This is a genomic window from Gabonibacter chumensis (assembly GCF_024741215.1).
Taxonomy (GTDB): Bacteria; Bacteroidota; Bacteroidia; order Bacteroidales; family Marinifilaceae; genus Gabonibacter; species Gabonibacter massiliensis.
On sequence record NZ_JANSKB010000005.1, the window covers coordinates 116,190 to 137,643 of the forward strand.

19 protein-coding genes are annotated in these 21,454 nt (G+C 38.4%); all 19 read right to left on the minus strand.

Annotation, left to right across the window (positions count from 1 at the left end):
• Positions 1–2 precede the first annotated feature (2 nt).
• The 19 genes from rfbB to NVS78_RS12500 all read right to left on the minus strand — a co-directional run bounded on the left by rfbB (position 3) and on the right by NVS78_RS12500 (position 21,452).
• Entirely contained in the window at positions 3–1,061 is a 1,059-nt protein-coding gene (rfbB, locus tag NVS78_RS12410) for a dTDP-glucose 4,6-dehydratase (protein WP_286359455.1), read from the minus strand.
• 99 nt (positions 1,062–1,160) lie between these two features.
• Entirely contained in the window at positions 1,161–2,033 is an 873-nt protein-coding gene (gene rfbA, locus NVS78_RS12415) for a glucose-1-phosphate thymidylyltransferase RfbA (RefSeq protein WP_286359456.1), read from the minus strand.
• A gap of 145 nt (positions 2,034–2,178) precedes the next feature.
• Positions 2,179–2,577 (minus strand): WbuC family cupin fold metalloprotein, encoded by a 399-nt coding sequence (locus NVS78_RS12420; RefSeq protein WP_286359487.1) that lies wholly within the window; start codon positions 2,575–2,577, stop codon positions 2,179–2,181.
• A gap of 38 nt (positions 2,578–2,615) precedes the next feature.
• Positions 2,616–5,540, minus strand: a complete 2,925-nt coding sequence (locus tag NVS78_RS12425; RefSeq protein WP_286359457.1) for an FAD-binding and (Fe-S)-binding domain-containing protein — start codon at positions 5,538–5,540, stop codon at positions 2,616–2,618.
• 100 nt (positions 5,541–5,640) lie between these two features.
• Positions 5,641–6,612: a Gfo/Idh/MocA family oxidoreductase gene (locus tag NVS78_RS12430; RefSeq protein ID WP_286359458.1), complete on the minus strand. Its 972-nt coding sequence runs from the start codon at positions 6,610–6,612 to the stop codon at positions 5,641–5,643.
• Between the two features lies 1 nt (position 6,613).
• Positions 6,614–7,201 carry a sugar transferase gene (locus NVS78_RS12435; RefSeq protein WP_286359459.1) on the minus strand — a complete coding sequence of 196 codons (588 nt, stop codon included), beginning with the start codon at positions 7,199–7,201 and terminating at the stop codon, positions 6,614–6,616.
• Positions 7,202–7,208: 7 nt separating this feature from the next.
• Complete coding sequence (locus NVS78_RS12440; RefSeq protein ID WP_286359460.1) at positions 7,209–8,420, minus strand: DegT/DnrJ/EryC1/StrS family aminotransferase; 1,212 nt, start codon at positions 8,418–8,420, stop codon at positions 7,209–7,211.
• Positions 8,421–8,556: 136 nt separating this feature from the next.
• Positions 8,557–8,724: a hypothetical protein gene (locus NVS78_RS12445; protein ID WP_286359461.1), complete on the minus strand. Its 168-nt coding sequence runs from the start codon at positions 8,722–8,724 to the stop codon at positions 8,557–8,559.
• Between the two features lie 143 nt (positions 8,725–8,867).
• Positions 8,868–9,500, minus strand: a complete 633-nt coding sequence (locus NVS78_RS12450) for a PIG-L deacetylase family protein (RefSeq protein WP_041502331.1) — start codon at positions 9,498–9,500, stop codon at positions 8,868–8,870.
• A gap of 2 nt (positions 9,501–9,502) precedes the next feature.
• Positions 9,503–10,381, minus strand: a complete 879-nt coding sequence (locus tag NVS78_RS12455) for a UDP-3-O-(3-hydroxymyristoyl)glucosamine N-acyltransferase (RefSeq protein WP_286359462.1) — start codon at positions 10,379–10,381, stop codon at positions 9,503–9,505.
• Positions 10,382–10,483: 102 nt separating this feature from the next.
• On the minus strand, positions 10,484–11,701 hold the full coding sequence (locus tag NVS78_RS12460; RefSeq protein ID WP_286359463.1) for a glycosyltransferase family 4 protein: 1,218 nt from the start codon (positions 11,699–11,701) through the stop codon (positions 10,484–10,486).
• Positions 11,702–11,732: 31 nt separating this feature from the next.
• The gene (locus NVS78_RS12465; RefSeq protein WP_286359464.1) at positions 11,733–12,956 is read right to left on the minus strand and encodes a glycosyltransferase; all 1,224 of its coding nucleotides are present in this window, start codon (positions 12,954–12,956) and stop codon (positions 11,733–11,735) included.
• Between the two features lie 142 nt (positions 12,957–13,098).
• Positions 13,099–14,040, minus strand: a complete 942-nt coding sequence (locus NVS78_RS12470; RefSeq protein WP_286359465.1) for a D-glucuronyl C5-epimerase family protein — start codon at positions 14,038–14,040, stop codon at positions 13,099–13,101.
• A gap of 22 nt (positions 14,041–14,062) precedes the next feature.
• Positions 14,063–15,151 (minus strand): glycosyltransferase, encoded by a 1,089-nt coding sequence (locus NVS78_RS12475; RefSeq protein WP_286359466.1) that lies wholly within the window; start codon positions 15,149–15,151, stop codon positions 14,063–14,065.
• Positions 15,152–15,259: 108 nt separating this feature from the next.
• The gene (locus NVS78_RS12480; RefSeq protein ID WP_286359467.1) at positions 15,260–16,192 is read right to left on the minus strand and encodes a hypothetical protein; all 933 of its coding nucleotides are present in this window, start codon (positions 16,190–16,192) and stop codon (positions 15,260–15,262) included.
• A 286-nt stretch (positions 16,193–16,478) separates the two neighbouring features.
• Positions 16,479–17,918, minus strand: a complete 1,440-nt coding sequence (locus NVS78_RS12485; protein WP_286359468.1) for a lipopolysaccharide biosynthesis protein — start codon at positions 17,916–17,918, stop codon at positions 16,479–16,481.
• A 2-nt stretch (positions 17,919–17,920) separates the two neighbouring features.
• The gene (locus NVS78_RS12490) at positions 17,921–19,123 is read right to left on the minus strand and encodes a hypothetical protein (protein ID WP_286359469.1); all 1,203 of its coding nucleotides are present in this window, start codon (positions 19,121–19,123) and stop codon (positions 17,921–17,923) included.
• Positions 19,124–19,578: 455 nt separating this feature from the next.
• Positions 19,579–20,691, minus strand: coding sequence for an N-acetyl sugar amidotransferase (locus NVS78_RS12495; RefSeq protein WP_286359470.1), 1,113 nt, complete (start codon positions 20,689–20,691; stop codon positions 19,579–19,581).
• A 26-nt stretch (positions 20,692–20,717) separates the two neighbouring features.
• Positions 20,718–21,452: an SDR family oxidoreductase gene (locus NVS78_RS12500; RefSeq protein WP_286359471.1), complete on the minus strand. Its 735-nt coding sequence runs from the start codon at positions 21,450–21,452 to the stop codon at positions 20,718–20,720.
• Positions 21,453–21,454 lie beyond the last annotated feature (2 nt).

A 21,454-nucleotide genomic window follows, 5' to 3' on the forward strand; every position in this document is an offset into this window, starting at 1 on the left:
CTCTAAATAGCAGAACCGTACATCTTTTCATAATAGGTTTGATAACCGCCGCTCGTCACGTTATCCAACCACTCCTGATTTTCTAAATACCATCTTACCGTCTTCTCTATCCCTTCTTCGAATTGTAAAGAAGGCTCCCAACCCAATTCCTTATGCAGTTTCGTCGAATCGATGGCATACCGCAAATCGTGTCCCGCCCGGTCGGTCACATAAGTAATCAACTTATCGGAAGTACCCTCCGGCCGCCCCAACAAACGATCCGTTACCCGGATCATCACTTTTATCAAATCGATATTTTTCCATTCATTGAAACCGCCTATATTGTACGTATCTCCTACCCTTCCTTCATGAAATATCAAATCGATCGCCCTCGCGTGATCCACCACGTATAACCAATCCCGCACGTTTTCTCCCTTGCCGTATACCGGAAGCGGCTTATCATGACGTATATTATTGATAAACAACGGAATTAACTTCTCAGGAAATTGATAAGGACCGTAATTGTTAGAACAATTGGAAATTTTTATCGGCAAACCGTAAGTATCATGAAAAGCTCTCACGAAATGGTCGGAAGAAGCTTTAGAAGCAGAATAAGGAGAATGGGGATCGTATTTCGTCGTCTCCACGAAAAAACTCCCGTCGTTTTTCAACGCCCCGTATACCTCATCGGTTGAGACATGATAAAATATTTTACCTTCGAACTCTCCGTCCCAAGCCAATTTAGCGGCCTGCAACAAACTCAAGGTTCCCATCACGTTGGTTTGAGCGAACGAAAAAGGATCCTTAATGGAGCGATCCACGTGGCTCTCCGCTGCCAAATGAATCACGCCGTCGATGCTATATCGACGAAAGATCTCCAGAATCCCGTCGAAATTACAAATATCCTCCTTCACAAATACATAATTAGGACAATGTTCGATATCCTTCAGGTTAGCTAAATTTCCGGCATACGTCAACTTGTCCAAATTCACGATCCGATAATCAGGATATTTATTCACCATCCATCTGACCAAATGCGAACCGATAAACCCGGCTCCACCGGTAATCAATATATTTTTCATCTTATTTCAAATTAAAATATTTAAGCTAAAAGTTTATCGAAAAACAAGTATACGATGAATTTACCCGTATCTCCCGACAAACGCCCCGCTTCAGTTACTCTATTTCAACAATTTCAAAAGGTATTGCCCGTATTGATTTTTAATCATCGGTTGTGCCAACTTTTCCAATTGTTCACTTGTTATCCATCCCTTCCGATAAGCGATCTCCTCCAGACAAGCAATTTTTAAACCTTGCCGTTTCTCTATTACCTCCACAAAAGTAGAAGCCTCGGCCAAAGAGTCGTGCGTTCCCGTATCCAACCAGGCGAATCCCCGTCCCAATAGTTGGACCTTTAACTCCTCTTCTTTTAGAAACTCCTGATTTACCGTGGTAATTTCCAGTTCTCCCCGGGCTGAAGGTTTTATTCCTTTTGCAACCTCAACAACCTTATTCGGATAAAAATACAGCCCCACGACCGCATAATTGGATTTAGGTACTTTCGGCTTCTCCTCTATGCTCAGAACATTCCCTTTGGAATCAAATTCGGCAACGCCATAACGCTCCGGATCGCTCACCCAATAACCGAATACAGTCGCTTTTCCTTCCCCCTCCGCCATTTTCACGGCTTCCGATAAACTACTTGTAAAAGATTGTCCATAAAAAATATTATCCCCCAACACCAAACAAACAGAATCCTCTCCCACAAACTCTTCACCTATAATAAATGCCTGAGCCAATCCGTCCGGAGAGGGTTGCTCGGCATAGGAAAAACAAACGCCATAATCCGACCCGTCTCCCAATAAACGCTTGAATCCCGGCAGATCCTGAGGTGTCGAAATAATTAAAATATCCCGGATTCCTGCCAACATCAATACGGATATCGGATAATATACCATCGGTTTATCGTAGATGGGCAACAATTGTTTGGATACCCCTTTCGTAATCGGATATAAACGCGTGCCCGAGCCTCCTGCTAATACAATACCTTTCATTCAATACGACTATTTACTTTATGAATCGCACAAACATACAACTTTTTAACTTCAAATCTTAACTTTTAAAACAGAAATCCTTTATTAACTCATAAATTACTAATTTAAATAGCAGAAAAGGGGTATCGTTTGTTTTCCCTAAAATCTATATCTCCATTATATTTTCTTTCCCCAAAGGCGTGTAAGGACCGTCCTTCACCTCGAAAATGACACTACCTTGCTCCAATACTTCCAACGTATGCCATTGTCCGGCGGGAATGTGAATGCCATGAATTCCCGCTAAAGGATTCAACAGGACACTCTCTGTCAATTCTCCTGTTTCATCGTAGAACAATACCTTTATTTTTCCTCGTAATAATATATAAGTTTCTGCCGTCGCGATATGACGGTGTACCGGCAAGATAGTCCCCGGTTCCAAAGCATTCAATAAACGCTGAGCCTTTGCATCCAACGTTTCATGAAAATTATAATTCATTCGTAACCTCGGATTCTCTTCCGCTTGCCGAGAAACCTCATTCAATAAATTTGTATCGATCAAATCCATATGTTTCATCTCATTCGCTAAATTAAAAATAAAAACCTTTATCCCTCCGGCTCCTGCCAGGCCTGAAACAAGACCTCGATCGGATGCAGGGCCGTTCGTCCCGTTCCATCCTTAATCTGTTGACGACAACTGGTTCCGGGTGCTGATATACAAACTCCTTCATCCGCATTCCTTATTGCCGGAAACAGAACCTGCTCCCCTATCTTCATGGACAACCCGTAATGCTTTTTCTCGTAACCGAATGCCCCTGCCATACCGCAACATCCGGAAGGGATCACCTCCACCTCATAATTCTCAGGTAAAGACAACATGATCTTGGAAGGCTCGACCGATGCTAAGGATTTTTGGTGGCAATGCCCGTGTAATAAAATTTTCAACGGCTTACGAGTAAATTGCCCCGACCGGATATTCCCTTTCCGTATCTCCCGCACTATAAACTCATCATACAAAAGGCAATTTTTCCCCAAAGAAGAAGCTTCGGCTTTCAGATCGTCTCCGACCAAATCGGGATATTCGTCTCGAAAGGAGAGAATACAGGAAGGTTCAATACCCACCAACGGGTTCTCGTCCGTCACGATATCCTTTAATAAAACGACATTTTTACGGGCTATTTTCTTTGCCTCTTTCAACAGCCCCTTGGACAGCGCCGTTCTTCCGCTTTCCACGTGTTCGGGGATCACCACCTCATATCCTAATCCGCTCAATAACTCGATCATCCGTATACCGACCCGCACATCCATGTAATCGGTAAATTCATCGACAAACAGGTATATTTTTCCCCGGGTCGAATCCTTATTACAAGACCGATGGCGGGCAGCCCAATGCCGTAACGTCGTTTTATACAATTTCGGTATACTCCTTTCAGGTGCGAACCGTAAAAGTTTTTTCAACAATCCGCCTGTCAACGGATTGGAGATGAATCCATTATAAAGGGAAGGCAAATACATACCCCAACGTTGTATCCGACTCAGGTTCGCCACAAGTAAAGCTTTCAGAGGCACACCGCAAACATCGTAATGGTGTTGCAAGAATTCAGCCTTATAACGGGCCATATCCACGTTTGAGGGACATTCCGATTTACACGCCTTGCAGGAGACACAATTATCCAATATTTCCAATACCTCCGGCTGGTCGAATATCCGTTCGGTTTTCGGACGAGCCAACAGTTCCCGAAGTACGTTCGCCCGGGCACGCGTAGTATCCTTTTCATCCCCCGTCGCCCGAAAACTCGGACACATCGTTCCCCCGAACTCGGTCTCCTTCCGGCAATCCCCGGAACCATTGCATTGTTCGATAGCGCATAGCCACCCCTTTTGCCGGGAAAAATCGAAATAGGTTCTCAAATCATCCTCCCCGGCATGATCCTCTTTGACCCTTAAATTCTTATCCATCGGAGGAGTATCTACAATCTTTCCCCGGTTGAATATTCCTGCCGGATCCCAACAACGTTTTACCTCCCGCATCATCTCGTATACCTCTTGACCGAACAATACCGGAATAAACTCACCCCGCAACCGACCGTCCCCGTGCTCCCCGCTCAATGCACCCTTATGTTTTTTCACCAGTAATGCCGTCTCCTCCGCCACCTGCCGAAACAACCTCCGGTCCCCCTCTTTTTTCAAGTCCAAAACAGGACGCAAATGCAATTCTCCGGTCGCGATATGGGCATGGTATACGCAACTCAATCCCATACGTTCCAACATTGCCCCGAAATCCTTCATATAAGCCGGCAAACGTTCCGGAGCCACAGCCGTATCTTCAATCACCGAAACCGGTTTCGCACTTCCCGGCATTCCCGACAACAACCCCAATCCGGCTTTCCGCAACTCCCAAACCCGTTTGATATCCGTCCCGTACAATCGAGGATAATGATAACCGTACCCGTGCTTTTTAAAATCTTCCTCTATCGTATCCGCCAACCGATCGACCTCTTCACGGGAAGAACAAGCCAACTCTACGATTAAAACGGCCGCCGGATCCCCCTGAATAAAAAAACGATTTTTATTCTGCGCTATATTTCCTTTGCTCAATTCCAAAATCGTCCGGTCCATCAATTCTACGGCCATCGGCTTATGCTTCAAAGCCACTAAATTACCCTCGAATGCCTCTTCCAGTGCGGAGCAATGAATGCAAATCACCGCCTTTTCATTCGGAGGCAAAGCCACCAAATGCAATTTCAATTCCGTGATAAAAGCCAAGGTTCCCTCGGAGCCGGCTATCAACTTACAAAGATTAAAAGGTTCGTCATACCGTTTATCGAAATAACCCGAATACAATAACTGGTCCATAGCATATCCCGAGTTCCTCCGACGCAATGCCGGATCCGGATAATGTTCGAGAATTTCCGTTTTGTGCTCCCGCAACATCCCCACCACCTTCCGGTATATCTCTCCTTCCAACGTATCCGACTCCAATTTTCCTTCCACCTCGTCGACCGTCAAACCTTTCAACACGGCCTCCGTTCCGTCTCCCAACACCACTTTAGCTTCCAACAGATGATCCCTGACACTGCCGTATACCAACGAATGCAACCCGCAAGAATTATTTCCGACCATCCCTCCCATGCAACACCGGTTGGATGTCGAAGTTTCCGGTCCGAAAAACAGCCCGTACGGCTTCGTGTACGAATGCAAAGCCTCCAACACGACTCCGGGCTCTACCCTCACCCACTCTTCCTGCACATTCAACTCCAGAATCCGATTCATATGACGGGAAATATCCACGACCAAACCATCCCCCACGACCTGACCGGCCAACGAAGTACCGGCCGCCCTCGGGATCAACCCGACTTCATTTTCCCGCGCGAATTTCACGATCTCCTTTACATCCGAAGCATCTTTCGGGTATACGACCCCTAACGGCATCTCCCGGTAGGCCGACGCATCCGTCGCGTAAATTACCCGATGGAGCAAATCAGACTCCACTTCACCTTTTATTCTTTGGGATAAACTATGTAAGTCCATTTCAATCTTAAATCCATTACACGCTAATAAGCTACAATATTATATAAAAAAGGCACGTGATAAAAACACATGCCCTAAACTTTTTATTTTTACTCTCCAATTACCTCTCCCACCCGAAAGGATGCTTCGCCAAAGGCAATTGGGCCAACGGGTGATAATCCCCTTTCAACCCGACAGGATTCGCGTGCCGGATAGCATGCACGATATCGATACAATTCCGGGCCTCTGCAATCCGGAATCCTTCTCCCGCCAATATTTTCCTGTAACTCTCCGTGTGCAATTCGGTAAATCCCTGGCTGAACTCGAATTCCTCTCCCTCGATTTGAATCGAACGATAGGTCCTTTTCTCCCCTTCCACGGCGTTCTCCGGCAGATTATCCGCGTTAATACTCAGGAAATAACGTACCCGTGCCCGTTTCAACCCGAGGTACCCCGCTACCCGGTCATGACTCATCACGTGAACGATGTTCTCCTTTACCGGACCGAATATCCAGGACAGCATATCGTAAAAATGTACACCTATATTGGTAGCCACCCCACCGCTCTTGTGCTCGTCTCCCTTCCAGCTCGTGTAATACCAATTTCCCCGGGAAGTGATATAGGTCAAATCCACGTCGTACACCTTATCTTCCGGCCCCTCGTCTATCCGCTTTTTTAAGGCTTTTATGGCCTCGTGCAAACGCAATTGCAAAATGGTATATCCTTTATGGCCGGTTTCCCGCTCCACCTCTTCCAAGGCATCGATATTCCACGGGTTCAACACTAACGGTTTCTCGCAAATCACGTCCGCACCCAACCGCATCCCGTAACGCATGTGAGCGTCATGCAGGTAATTCGGGGTACATACCGACACGAAATCCACCTGCTCGCTCGTACCTTTCAGTTTGGAACAATGCCGGTCGAACAACTCCATCTCCGTGAAAAACGAGGCCTCCGGAAAAAAACTATCCATAATTCCCACGCTATCGAACTTATCATATGCCGCTACTAACCGGTTTCCCGTATCCTTTATCGCACGCAAATGCCGGGGCGCAATATACCCTGCTGCCCCTACCAACGCAAAATTCTTCATATTATCTGATTATTTTTATACATGTCAAAAAAATGATTTTAAAATACTCTTTCACGGAACGCCTATCAATATATTTCATATTATAACGAATCTTATCCGGCATAATCAATTCCACATACGCTTTATCAGGATTAGAGGCTTGTCCTAAAATCCGATTCTCGTCGATATACTCTATCGAAGCATAATCGGTTATTCCCGGAAGTACTGATAATACCTTTCTCTGTTCTCTTGTATATAAATCCACATATTTTCGTACTTCAGGGCGCGGACCGACCAAACTCATATCTCCACAAAATACATTGAGAAGTTGCGGTAATTCATCTAACTTATATTTTCTCAAAAAACGTCCGACACGAGTAACCCGCGAATCATTTTCCCCTACCGTTATCAATCCTTTTCGATCAGCTCCTTTCGCCATAGAACGAAATTTATACAGTCGAAAATCGTTCCCGTTTTTCCCAACACGTACCTGTCGAAAGAATACCCCTCCCCGACTGTCCAATACAATGCATACGGCAATAACGAGAAACAAAGGGAACAGGACAATCAATCCTACCAAAGAAAAGAATAGGTCAAAAAAACGAATCATAAAACGATTATATCACATCTATAACTGATTCGACAACAGCTGTTACGACTTCATCCACCATTTCATCAGTCAATCCGTACCAAACAGGTAAAGAAATCTCCCGACTATAATTATCATAGGATATCGGATAATTTTCTACCCTGTAACCTTTATCCTTAAAAGCACTTAGTAAAGGCAACGGTTGAAAATGTACGTTCACGGCAACGTTTCGATCAAAAATCTTTTGAATAATCTCATCCCGTTGTTCTTCTGTAATCCCTTTTATCCGCAAACAATACACATGATACGAGCTTATTTTATCTGCCGTTTTATATATCGGTAACTGAGCCCATGCATATTTCGAAAAAGCCTCTTCGTACCTTTTAAAAATACGTTTTCTATAAACTAATGTATCCCCTTCGTAACGTTCTAATTCCACAATACCGATAGAAGCCTGAATATCGGTCATATTACCCTTGAACCCGGAAACTAAAACGTCATAACGCCAAGCCCCTTTTCTGGTTTTAGCCAAAGCATCCTTATTTTGCCCATGCAACGTATAGGTACATAGATAACGGTAGACCTCTTCGTTATCGAATGGCTCCGGCAAATTCAACATAATTGCTCCACCTTCCGCCGTAGTCAGATTTTTCACCGCATGAAAAGAAAATACCGATATATCGGCCAGACTTCCCGCTTTTCGTCCTTTATATTCTGCTCCAATAGAATGAGCAGAATCGGATAAAACCAGAATTCGTCCCAATCTCTTTTGTTCCTCTGTCGTTGCGGTAAACATTTCTCGAATACAGGAAGATCGTATCAACTCAAAAATAGCATCATAATCACAAGGCATTCCTCCTAAATCGACAGGTATTATAACCTTTGTCCGAGAAGTAACTGCCTTTTTAATACCTTCTACCGAAATATTAAAGTCATCCGCATTGACATCTACCATCACGGGTTTCGCTCCACAATGTACGATTACGTTAGCCGTAGCACAATAAGTATAAGCGGGAACAATCACCTCGTCGCCTTCGCCTACGCCGAACCACCGCAACACAACCTCCAAACCGATCGTATTTGAATTTACAGCCAATGTCGCTTTATTTCCGCAATAGGCGGTCAAACACTTTTCAAATTTTTTTGTTTTCGGACCGGTAGTAATCCAACCGGATTTCAATGTATCAACAACCTCATCGATGATCTTTTGATCCATTCGAGGCGGTGAAAAAGGTATCATATAATAAAGATTTTAAAATTAAGACCATACACTCCATTGCTTTATAAACTGCCGTCTATAAAACATTCATTAAAAAAATACACATGTAAAACTTATAGAAGAATTATCAAATTAGAGATCAATAAAAAATACACGTTTAGAACGTCTTTAATATTCCCAGTATTTTATCTCCCGCATCTCCATTTCCATATAACCGATTTTCAAAACCGACTTTATCCTTTAACTGCAATTCTTTCACACAAGTCAATATCCGGTCCGCATCACTACCCGCCAACAAATTGAATCCACCTTCCACCAATTCCACCCACTCGTTTTATCCCGCATGGTTACGCAAAATTTATCAAAGAAATAAGCTTTTTTTGCAAGCCTCCACTACCTATCGTAAGCAAGCTACGGTTTTCTAATCACACAGAATTTCAAAAATACTGTTGTACGAAATTTAGCTATCTATAAAAACAACCGAACTACTTCAAATGCTTCGGCAAATGGCGCTCCTACCTGGACACCACGGGCTTTTGCCAAGGAATAAATAAATTCTTCAGACAAGTAATCCCTCTTCCCCTGCGACTCATACTCCTTTAAAGCAAGAACTTTGGCATCTATATCTTCTTTTGAGAGTCTAAAAAAACATTGGGTGTTAAATGTCATATTATTCCAGATCAATTCATAACCCAGTATTGTTGTATTTTTAAAAGCTCTTACACCTTCCTGTGCGATAGTAGTGTGATCCTGATGTATATCATGTAGACTGGGTATAAAAACCAAATCGTAAGCTTTAGTTTTCCTAATTCTTATAAGCTCCTCCAATATCTCCTGACGCACATAATTCAGCTTACGTACCTGATAATTATATATAATAAGATTCTCCGGTTTTATCCCTAATTTGAGTGTAGCTTTTTTAACTTCGGTTTTTAAAATATCTTTGGGAAACCCAACCGGAACTGACTCCTCAGCAGTAGAAAATGCTACATAGGTAACCTCCTTACCCTGTTGTATCAAAGAGTGTATCGTTCCCCCAAGTCCCAATTCCCCATCATCCGTATGAGGAGCCAAAACTAAAACATTATTAAAATTCATCATACCTACTTCATTAATTCTTTTGCAGGATTACCAATTACTGTAGAATCCGCTTTTACATTTTTTACTACTACTGCCCCAAGACCGACCAACGCATTATCCCCTATACGTAATTGTTGTTTAATAGAAACATTCGGTGCAATCCAACAATTACGTCCAATATGAACACCTCCACCAAGTACCGTTCCGGCAATAACCATAGAATTGTCATCAATTACAACATTATGGGCAATATGTACCAGATTATCTATTTTCACATGATTCCCAATGATCGTTGCACCCAAGGTCGCACGATCTATAGCCGTATTTGCACCAATATATACATAGTCACCTATTACAATTTTGCCCAAATGACAAAAATGTACCGGAACTCCCCGTTCATCCTTTTCAAAGCCAAACCCGGACTGCCCGATTACAGCACCTGATTTAATATGCACATGTCTACCGATCTCACACACACCTTCAATAACAACGTTAGGAGAAATAAAAGATCCATCCCCTATTTTTACCTGCTTCCCTATATAACAGTTAGCCCCGATACAGACCTCTTTCCCTATTTCCGCACCCGATTCCACTACAGCAGTAGGATGTATTCCAACCTTTATCTCTTCTTTGGAAAAAAAATGCTCCAATACCCTTAAATAATCAAGTCTCGGATTGGAGGATAAAATATGAGATACGTGTAGCCGACCTTCATATTCGGAAGTAACAATCGCCACTATATTTTTCGCACTATTGAGAATGTCTACTATAACCGTATCGAATCGTTTGGCAAATACCACACTACCCGGCTTTATGTCGTCTAAAGAAGCATAGGTAACAAACTCTCCATCAGCACCAATCAGGTTTTTATTTAAAAAATAAGCTATTTCAGAATATTTCATATTATTTTAATTGTAAAATTCCCTAATTTTAGAAACAATATAATCCTACTTTCAATACGAGATAAGAAAATGCCACAAAGCGCACATCGTGTCAACAGATATTTATCCCTTAACAGCATTTATAAACTTACCAGCCAAAATAGAGTAACTTAGATTCTGTCTTACGAATTCCTCCCCATTTTTTCCCTTTTCTTTCAACATAAGTTCGTCCTGCGACACCAGATACTCTATCTTTTCAGCGATTTTCTCGTGAGATTCGGCAGGCACAGAAACACCGCAATCATACTCGGTAACCCAGTCATTCGCAGCATTGATAGCATGCAAAATCGGTTTTCCGGACAACATATAATCAATCAATTTATTAGGAGAAATACCAAACCGATATAATGGATTATTCGCCCCACCAATATATAACACATCCATGCACAGAAGCAAAGCCGGGATCTCGTTTTTATGCACGGGATCTAAAAACATCACATTCTTAATTCCTTCTTCCGCAACTCTACACATTAGCCGTTCTTTCTCATGTCCTTTACCCACCAGAACGCATACTATATCGGGATTATTAACTAATTTCATCGCATCTATCAGAATATCAAGAGCATTAGATTTAGCATGTCCGCCTACATAACCTATTATTTTTTTCCCCGACAATTTCATCTGTTTCAACAAATCCTGATATTTACAAACTATATTTTTATTTTCTACAGTCCATTCCTCTTCATTAAAACCATTCGGAATATAGACGAACTTTCCACGTGCCAATCCGTGTTCCAACATATGCATTTCCGCATTAGGCAACATTGAAACAACTCTGTCCACGTTTTTATAAGCATAATTTTCGGCGAATTGAATTACCTGAATAAACGGATGCCATTTTGAATACCCTCCTATTTCCATAGGGGACAATGGCCATAGATCATGCACTTCAAAAATTAATTTTGCATGATACTTTTTTGCTATTTTTCTTGCCGGAAATATATCTAACGGATAGGTAGAGGAGGCAATCACCACATCGGGTCCGAATGATTTACATACATTCCTGAAACAAAACAGTAATTTAACGACAAATAAAAACATTGAACATATCCGTCCTATTCCATTCCCTTTATAAGCATTGGTCTTCACCCAATAATAATCAACTCCGTCAATATTCTGCTTTCCAGAAACAGGCTGTGTTTTTCTAAGATGGGAAAAAGTAGCACCCACAATTAATACTCTATTTCCGGATTTTATCCATTCCTTAGCCATATAATAAGGCCGGAATTCCATTCCCAACTCTGGACTTCCTGCATAATGATTGATCAATAAAATATTCATTTATAATCTACCTAAAAAAGTAATCGACCTATCACGATAAAAACAAAATATCATGATAGAATTTCTTATAATTAACCCATGCATTAAAATTTTTTTCATAAAAATTCAATACATCGGATTTCATTTTCATTCCGGTGACTAAAATATGTGTAACAGCCCGAACAAACTGTTCTTGCGTAAAATCTACTGGAATTAATACTCCGGTTTTTTGAGTTACGATTTCCTTATTTCCACCAACGTCAGTTCCAATAATTGGAATTCCAAACCGAATGGCCTCCATAATCGAAACCGGAATTCCTTCAGAAAGACTTAAATTAATAAATATATCGAAATAATTTCTTTGATACAGATATAAAACATCTGAATTACTAATCCCTCCAGTCAATATCACGGAAAGATTGGATGCCTTATTTTCTACTAACCTTGACAAATTATTAAAACCTTCACCATCGCCAATATGAGTCCATTTTACAGTCTTTGAAGGATTCTCTAAACAATAGTTATTGATCGATTGATAAATAAGTTCTACTCTTTTCAAGGGATAGACTTTCGAACACGAAATTAACGAAATTATGGAATCCTGCTTTTCTACATTCGGTTCAGTAGAAGGTAGTACCCCTAAATACGAAACATGAATCTTTGAACTCACCTCAGGATAGAGAGTCTTCATGTATTCGGCACCCTTGTTAGAAACTACATAGACAGCATCCATCATTTTTAAAGTTTCTTTTCTATATGGGAAATAAGTTCCAACCAGGCGTTCATATACATCATATCCATGTGCCCTCGAACAAATTGCAAATTTCTTATAGAAATCGTCTTTTTCTCTGGCCAAACACAAACCCAACGGAGTATGATTACACCAATAACTATACAAAATTCCATTATCGTGAAATAGTCGTTTGTTTGCAATTAAAAAAGCCTCAATTAAAAAGGCACCATATAAGTATTTTATCGCTTGAAACCATTCTTTTTTACTTCGAGGTCGATCTGCTACAAAAAATAATTTCCAAACATAATGCGTTACGAATAATTTACATACAGCCCATATTTTCCACAATATAGATATTGCTATTAAATCATTACATACCGATACATTAACAGGTAATTTACGACATCCCTTTTGACGACGTAAAGGAATTAGTATTATATTCATATCCAAATGAGATGCGATCATCATTTCATTCTCCAAAAAAGCCTCAACACTACATCCATATGGAAATGTATTCGTAAACAAATAAATTTTCCGTTTCATTTACTTAGCATACATTACAACACTATACATACCTAAATTCATTCAAAGTAACCTTGCTATCGACAACATCTCAAAACAACATAATAACATTCACAAGGAAATATCATTTGAGTTAACGATATTCATCTTTCCCATATAAATGCTATTCTTTGTTAGTTTCATTCCTGTCAATTTTCTTTATATTCCATAATTTCTGCATAGACTTCATAAGAATAAATATTAAAGAAAATTTCAAACCTACTCTCCAAGCATCTGCATATTTTTTGAAAATAGGATGCCCTGTTAAATGCCCTAATACATCCATCATATCTATATGTAATTGATGATAAAATCTACTACTAATCGAACCTGATAAGTCATAATAACTCCACCATCCTAAATTATATTTGGGCAATAAATTCACCAACGATTCAACATATTCATCAAATAATTTCAAATCATTGATTTCAACACAATAATCATACAAGCCAAACAAACAGAATATCGAACCATTCAATACGGAAGTACTTGGGACATAATATTCCTCTATCAATTTATTTCCGTCATGCTCAGACACAATACGATCAGACAGCATAAATTTAACAGCATTTTGTACATTCGTGAAAACATTTGATTTTTCCAATAAACCACAATGAATACATCTCAACAGAAAAGAAATTGCCAATCCCTGCGTCATCCCGGAAGCCTTTCCATTAGATAATGGATGAGAGTCTGAGATAAAATCATAGCGCCACGAACCATCCTCCTGTTGACTCTCGATAAGCCAATTAGCAATATTTATAATCTCATCCTTTATCGAATTATCCGATTGATATCTATTTAGCAATCCTAAACCATAATTTATTACAGTCGTATAGAATAAAACTTTTACATTACCATTATAATAAAATACAGGAATTCCATTCTCCATTTCACCCGGATAATAGCTTTTAAGAGTCATATCCAGAAAATAAATATGGGTAGATTTCGACATATCTTCTATCGACTTCAATCTAACATGCCAATAATCTCCTTTTCCCATGGCATCTTCTAAAAATCTATAAATGCCGTATTTCAAATTTTTTATAATCATTGCAAAAGCCATATAATACCTCTAAAAATGCTATTTAATTATATCTCAAAATAGATGAAAAATAACTTACCGATTTTTCTATTGTACAACAACTTTCTGCAAATTGTCTCGCTCTATTTGCCACAAACTCTTTCTTAACATCATCAAATTGCATTGCTTCATTTACAGCCATAGCAATATCTTGAATATTGGGTGATACTAATTTTCCAAATTCTGATTTTACCAACCGATATGTATCTCCACAATTTGTAACTACACAATAACATCCGCTTGCAATCGCTTCAATTAAGGTTTGAGACGGATAATTATTAACATCTTGCAATGAACAAAATATCTCCGTCTTAGGTAAGATATTTTGCAATTCGACTCTACCTGTAAATGAAATTATATCCTCACATTCCAATTCTCGAGCTAAAGATCGCATCTCCTCATATAAGACTCCATCTCCGCAAACGAAACATTTATAATTAAATTTCACAATGTTATCTTTTATCAGTTGAATAGCTTTAATATATAAATCCGGATTTTTTCCCATCGTCAAAGTCGAAGCAAAAACAATCCACTTCTCTTTTTTACCTGCTTGAAAAATATTTAAATCCGTAAATGAACCAGGTGTCAATAAAAACGACTGACGAGGAAACAATCTTTTATATTCATCCAAAGCTGAAGGATACAGAACATCTACCACGCTCGAGATATCAATACAAAATTTTAGTTTTCTCAAGGATATATCATTTTTTTTGCTATTTAATCGAGATATATACCTTGTATCAACAGCAGATAATAATCGTTTCGTATTAATTAATTTAGCCACGATAAATACCATAATCAATCTCCAACCAGGTCTAAAACCACAAACCCATAACGGATTCACTAAGATTAAATTGAATAATAGAGCGAATAAATTTGAAAAGATTCTTACTTCCACTCCATTAGAAATATACGGAGCAATAACTTCCTTTGCGATCTTATTTTTATCTTGTAAGATAAAAATAATTGGTTGAATCGGTTGTGGTATATTGGAGAAAATTCGTAAAAAACGTCGTTCTGCCCCCCCGAGAAAAGTCGTAACATATGTACAAAATACAACTTTCTCTCTCTTTTTATTAAAATATCCAGACATAAAATTTATTAACTTATTATAGGAGAAAATACATTCAACGATTACGCACCCTATCTATTACAATGGTGACTTCTGTCGATCAATTACAAGAATTCTTGGATATATATTCTATTCCACATATTTATCTACTGAACAACTAAACGTTTCGACATGATTTATTGTCCAATATTTCGAAAATAATAAGATAGTCAAAATAATAAAATCATATTCCCCAGGAAACATAATTTGCTCAGAAGCCCCTCTTAACAAAACAACACAAAGAAAAAAAACATATATTTTTTTATGTACATTCCATAACCTCAACATCGCATTTATCAATATCCCTAAAAAAATAATACCGACAAAACCATATAAACGGTGAAGAGTAATAAAAGAATTGTGGGGATTAAGATGTCCTTCAGTGATGAATATCGGATCAGAGGAAAATTCATACCCATAAAAAAAAGTCAGAAAATTTATATTCCTCAAATAAGCAGCATTCATCGCCGCCCTGCCGTTTCCGGAAGTCTCTTGTCCGCTTAAACGCATAAATACCTCCAGATTAGAAATATAATCTATGATAACAGATGCATACTCAACAAATAAAAGAATTCCGAAACAAAGCAAAAATACCAAAATGCGTCTTCGACGTATTTTATCCAAACAATACAATTTATAACCACATACCGAAATAAAATAGAATAAGGCACACACAACTCCACCACGACCAACAGCAGCAATAGAAAATATAAGAAATAATACTGAAGGCCAAAGAGTAACACTCCTTTTATGCTTTAATTCCTCTATATTAATTACTATTGCAGCGACCATGAAAAGAACAGAAATAGCATTTCTGCTTGTTCCCTCAAACATTGTATTGGGATCCTGACCGGAATAGAATTTATAACCTATAACCACCGTTAAAATAAGAATATGTACATATAGAATATATATATATATTCTTTTCGTCGCAAAAACAAAAGCCAATAATACAGTAATAATTGCTGAGGATGTCACTCCAATTGCATTGCGTCCATTTAAAAATTGCATCAAGATACCCACACCAACAGTGATTATCAAATAATTAACACACTTTATAGGTATTCTGATTTTCCGACCTTCATTAAAAGCGACCCCATAGCAAGCAATAGATAGTGCTAATCGGAATATAGTAACTTGCAATGTACTCCATAGTCCGAAACATCTCCAAAAATTAATTTGCAGATACAAGAAAAAAAGACAACTGACCAGAAGTGTAGTAACTGTCTCTGCTGAAATTTTTAAAGGTATGCAAATCTTCATTTCTTATTTCGCTGGCCCTAAAGAGATTAACGTTCGCCCGGATTTTCTAACTTTTCCATACAATATCACGTATCAATATTAACTGCTTTCTGTAACGAATTATCAATCCTATCAATAAACTGATTGCAACCAAAAGTTTTATAATGAGTTTTATGCTCCAAGATTCAAACAATGATTCGATACCGAAAACAGATAGCGATAGAAATAGAAATAAAAAGACTTCGAAATACATTTTATGCCAAGGAAAAATAATATCGGGTTCTACTTTGAGGGATAAATATAAACTCCATGCAGAACATATAAACAAAGAGACGCACAAAACAATAGCCGCCCCCATGATTCCCCACATCGGTATAAAAAGATAGTTCAAAGTAACACTCGTCAATGCAGAAACCAAAGTAACGAGAAAAACATACTTCGTTCGTTTCAGCCATAACGGCATGCTCAGAAAAAAATAAAGACCCAAGAATACTTGTCCAAAACTCACAAAAACAACTGGCTTCCAAGCTAAATAATAAGTCTCTGAAATCATTATCCTAATTACTTCAGGTGAAAAAAAGGAGACCACAAAGGCTAAAAAACAATATCCGATAATGGCACACTCTGCAAATACATATATATCTGCTAAATTTTGCCTGTCTCTTTGCACACGTTCCATGAACCAGGGAGAAAAAGCTTGATTAACACTACTTGTGATTATTCCAACCACACTTCCAAACTGATAACCGACACTATACAATCCCGTTTTTGCCGTACCCAGAAAATTATTGATAAGGACTCTATCCATCATGGACATAAACCAACTGGACACAGAATGTGGTAACAAGGGTAACGAATATTTATACGCATCGGTTACGATCGTTTTATTCGGTTTAAACCGCACATTAGGTACGAATACAATTAATGAATATAAGAAAAAAAGTATCGAGGTAATTAATGTCGCGTACATCCATCCCAACACTCCCTGTTTAAAAACAACTAAAGCTACTATATTCAATGTTGTCAAAACAATAAAATTCAATAACATATTGACTACATATCTGCCCCCTTGCTGAGTAACTTGTAACCAACGTTGAAAAAAAAGATATAACGGACTCAATATAGTTGCCAGTAAAGCAAGAAAAATTAAAGGATAAAAAGGAATTCCTTTAGCAAAAGGTTCTACCAACCAACGATTAAAAATAATCAGAATCCCCCCCAATACAACAGAGTTTCCAAGTACCAATAATAAAATCGTTCCCCAAATCTTTGCCCTGAAACACTTGTCCTCAGAAAAAAAATGAAACCGGGATGCAGCTCCGTCCAACGATAAAAGAAGAAAAATAGAAAAAAAGGAAACCAAAGCCTGAATTACACTTAATGTTCCATAATCTTCAGGAGTCAGATAGGCAGTATAGACTGGTAGTAAAAAAAACGCAGCTCCCTTTTGTAAAAAAGAAACAAAACTGTACAAACCGGAATTTCGGAGAATCCGAGGTAAAGCCATTTCTATTTCAAATATTGTGAAACGTAACGAATATAATTATCTTTCCAATCAGATTCCCAAATATTTCCGCAATTGATCATTATATCATTATTTATGACCAATTCGGAAGGCAATTCCTCGACATTCCGAACATACGTGAAACAACCTGGTCTCTGTCGTGTAATATCATCTTTCTTGTCATCGATAAATATGACTTTACATCCAAAAGCCAACGCTTCATACATAACGGTTGAAATATTACTATAATTACTTACCGTAAACTGAGTTCTCGCCAGAGATTCATACAGATTTTGCCTATCGATCGTAATTCCAGCCTGAGAAAGAGGTAAATACTCGTTTTCCAAACGTAGAACTTCAGACGGATGCGGTCTGAAAATCAATTGAAAGCCATATTTTTTAACTACATCATTTATATACAAGACCTCTTGGGTTATTCTACACGGGTTTACAGCTGAAGAAATATACAAAATCCGATTAGATAATTTCTGCTGTACCGTATTTTTTACATATTCAGTAAGATAAGGATTGCCAATGTTAATAACAGGGATAGGTAATTGAGAATTATCCTCCCAATATTTACCATAACTCAAAAAATCATCCGGTAAATAAGGTAAATAATCTTTACATATATTCGTGGAAAATACATAAGCCGGATGATCCTTGCCTATATACCCGTGTTGTATTTCAGCAACCCGTATCCCTAAATCTTTTGCCGCTTTTACTATAATAGCACTATCTGTCCCGTAACATCCCTGCTCCAGAATGATCAATTGCGATCTTTTCTTTTTAAAAAAAGAAGAATAAGCACGATAGATGATCAGCAATCTGTATTCATAACGTGAAAGAGTCACTTTCAATTTCTCGTAATAGTCATCCTGAAAAGTATATCCCAAATTTTCTTTCACATAATTGACAAATTGTTGCACTTCCGGAGCAATTCGCTTTGAACGCCGATATATTTTACTGAATAACAATGGCGTTAATGCAATATTATCCCAAGAATAGACCTGTTTATAATACCTTGGTCTTTTATAAGAATTTAAGTAGGACCGTTCCAACTGAATGGTATCAGTTTTAAATGCATCTGCAAAATGATCGGCAATACGATTGAAATAACTATCTCCAATCTTTATATTCGCAACGTCGGAACCAAAAATAAGTAATTTAGCTTCGGGCATTCTCCGTACCGAATATTTCCAACTCAAATAAAACAATTTAAGATAAGATTTTTTCGGCAAGTGAAAGTTTTCCCAAGGATCCAAAAATTCAAAATTATCATTTATAGCTTTTTGTAAAACCTTTTCCCGTACCAATGGCCAAAAATGAAAACCTTTAAAATTAAATTTAAAATCAAATAATTCCGAATGACTTTCTATTTGTATTAATCTATTTAAAAATTCAGGGACAGTTTCCATAATATTTATTTGATCGCCTATTTATTGTATTAATTTTCCGTCAGACTATTGAAAAATAATCTGATAATTATTGGGACAAGACGTTTCGTATACATTTCGGATTTACAACTCTTCCTACAAATACAATTCCAGCAAAGGAATATTATTGTTTGATCTGATTCCAGTTTGCATAGCCTGATTCATTGAGTTTTAAAACTTATCATATTCTTTTAATAAATATGATAAGTTTTAAAAAACATTTTAATTTATTCTAAATTCTCTTTTAATTGCCACTGACCAAATTTATCTTTTTCGAATAACTTTTTATTATAAAATTTCTCAATGATATCCCAAACTTCCTTTTCAGTATATCCCGTAAATCTACAAAAATCCTGAAGAGTCTTAGGATCCAGATTAGCATCGTATTTTTTTACTAATGGAATAGCCTCCTCACGTGTAATCAATTCATATCTGATAAAACGGGATAATACATCCGTAGCCCTTGCATGTCCAAATTTCGGATATTTCATCCATACCCCGAGTAAAAGCCCAAAACTATCGATCTGGTCAAAATCATTAGGTTCGCTGGTTCTTTTCCACTCGTGAGAAAGATCATGAAAACCATATTTCTTAGCAAGCTCAAAATTTCCAACACTGTTCCACTCGTAGAAATAGCTTAAATAAATCGGCTCTAACCGGTCGATATCCTCTTTGGAAGGTGCATTCATGAAAAATATATCTTTTTCCGTAATACCATCAATCAAAAGATCTTCCAAAGGTATTCCGTTACCGACTCCATTTGTCAACTGTTCTTTTGCTGAATAAGTATCTTCATTAACACCAACACCACCATATACATAACTGACATTTTCTCCATACACCAAAAGAGGAGTATTGAATTTAAGTGCCATGTGTAAGGGATAAGTATATATACACCTGTCAAAAGAATAGGTAGGTTTTCCGTATTTCTCAAAATTATGCCGTACCAATTTCCGGTGGACCTGACTATTCAATTTTAAAGAAATCATATCACAACCAAAAGTTTCGATAATATTGGCTACATTATGTTTTCCTGCTTCTGTTGTTGTGAATAAATCTTCAACATTAACCAACAATGGGTTCATTCCCATCTTTTCTTTCATGATATAAGTCTGAAAATGTGAATCTTTACCACCTGAGACAGCGATCATGCAATCATAACCATTCGGACCGTTCATACCTCTATATTTATCACACAATAGTCGTAATTCTTCTTCACGTTTGTTCCAATCGATCTTGGCATTGTGAGCGTAGGTCTGACAGGCTGAACAAATACCTTCTTCATTAAACGTGATCCCCGGTCTCGTGTCAGGCATCACACATTTTTTACAGTATTTCATAATTACTTTGATTTAATATTAATTGATTATATTGCGGTCCATCCACCATCCACCATAAGATTGTGTCCGGTTATATAAGAGGCTTTATCGGATAGAAGGAAAGTAACTGCCGGAGCTATTTCTTCGGGCCGCCCCATCCTTTTTAGTGGTGATTTATTCTCATACCGTTGTATAAACGAAAGATGTTGCTGATCTATTATACCTCCAGGAGATACACAATTCACCCGTATACCATATTTTCCGAAATAAGAAGCCAGATAACGGGAAAAATTAATAATACCTCCCTTTATTGCGGAATAAGCTGCCGGAGAAGTTCCTCCATATCCTTCGTAAATTGTGAAATCGTTACCTACAACACCATATATCGAACCGATATTTACAATAGAGCCTGACCCTTGTTTTCTCATTTCTCGCAATACTTCTTGGCAAAGCAAAAACACACTGTTCAACTGCATATCCACATTTTTACGCCAAGATTCATACGGCACATCTTCAAACTTTGTCCCCCAGTCTTTGGTTCGTGGGTAAGCATTATTGACCAACCCATCTACACGTCCGAACTTTTGTACCACTGCCGATATCAGTTCTTTTACGGAATCTTCGGATGTTATATCACACCAGATATCCCCTTTTTCCAAATCTGTCGCTACGGTGATTTCAGCATTGATAACAACAGCACCGTTATTCTTCAAATCGGAAATGATATATTTTCCAATCAATCCGCTCCCCCCTGTTACAATGATTACTTTATCTGTCAGCATAA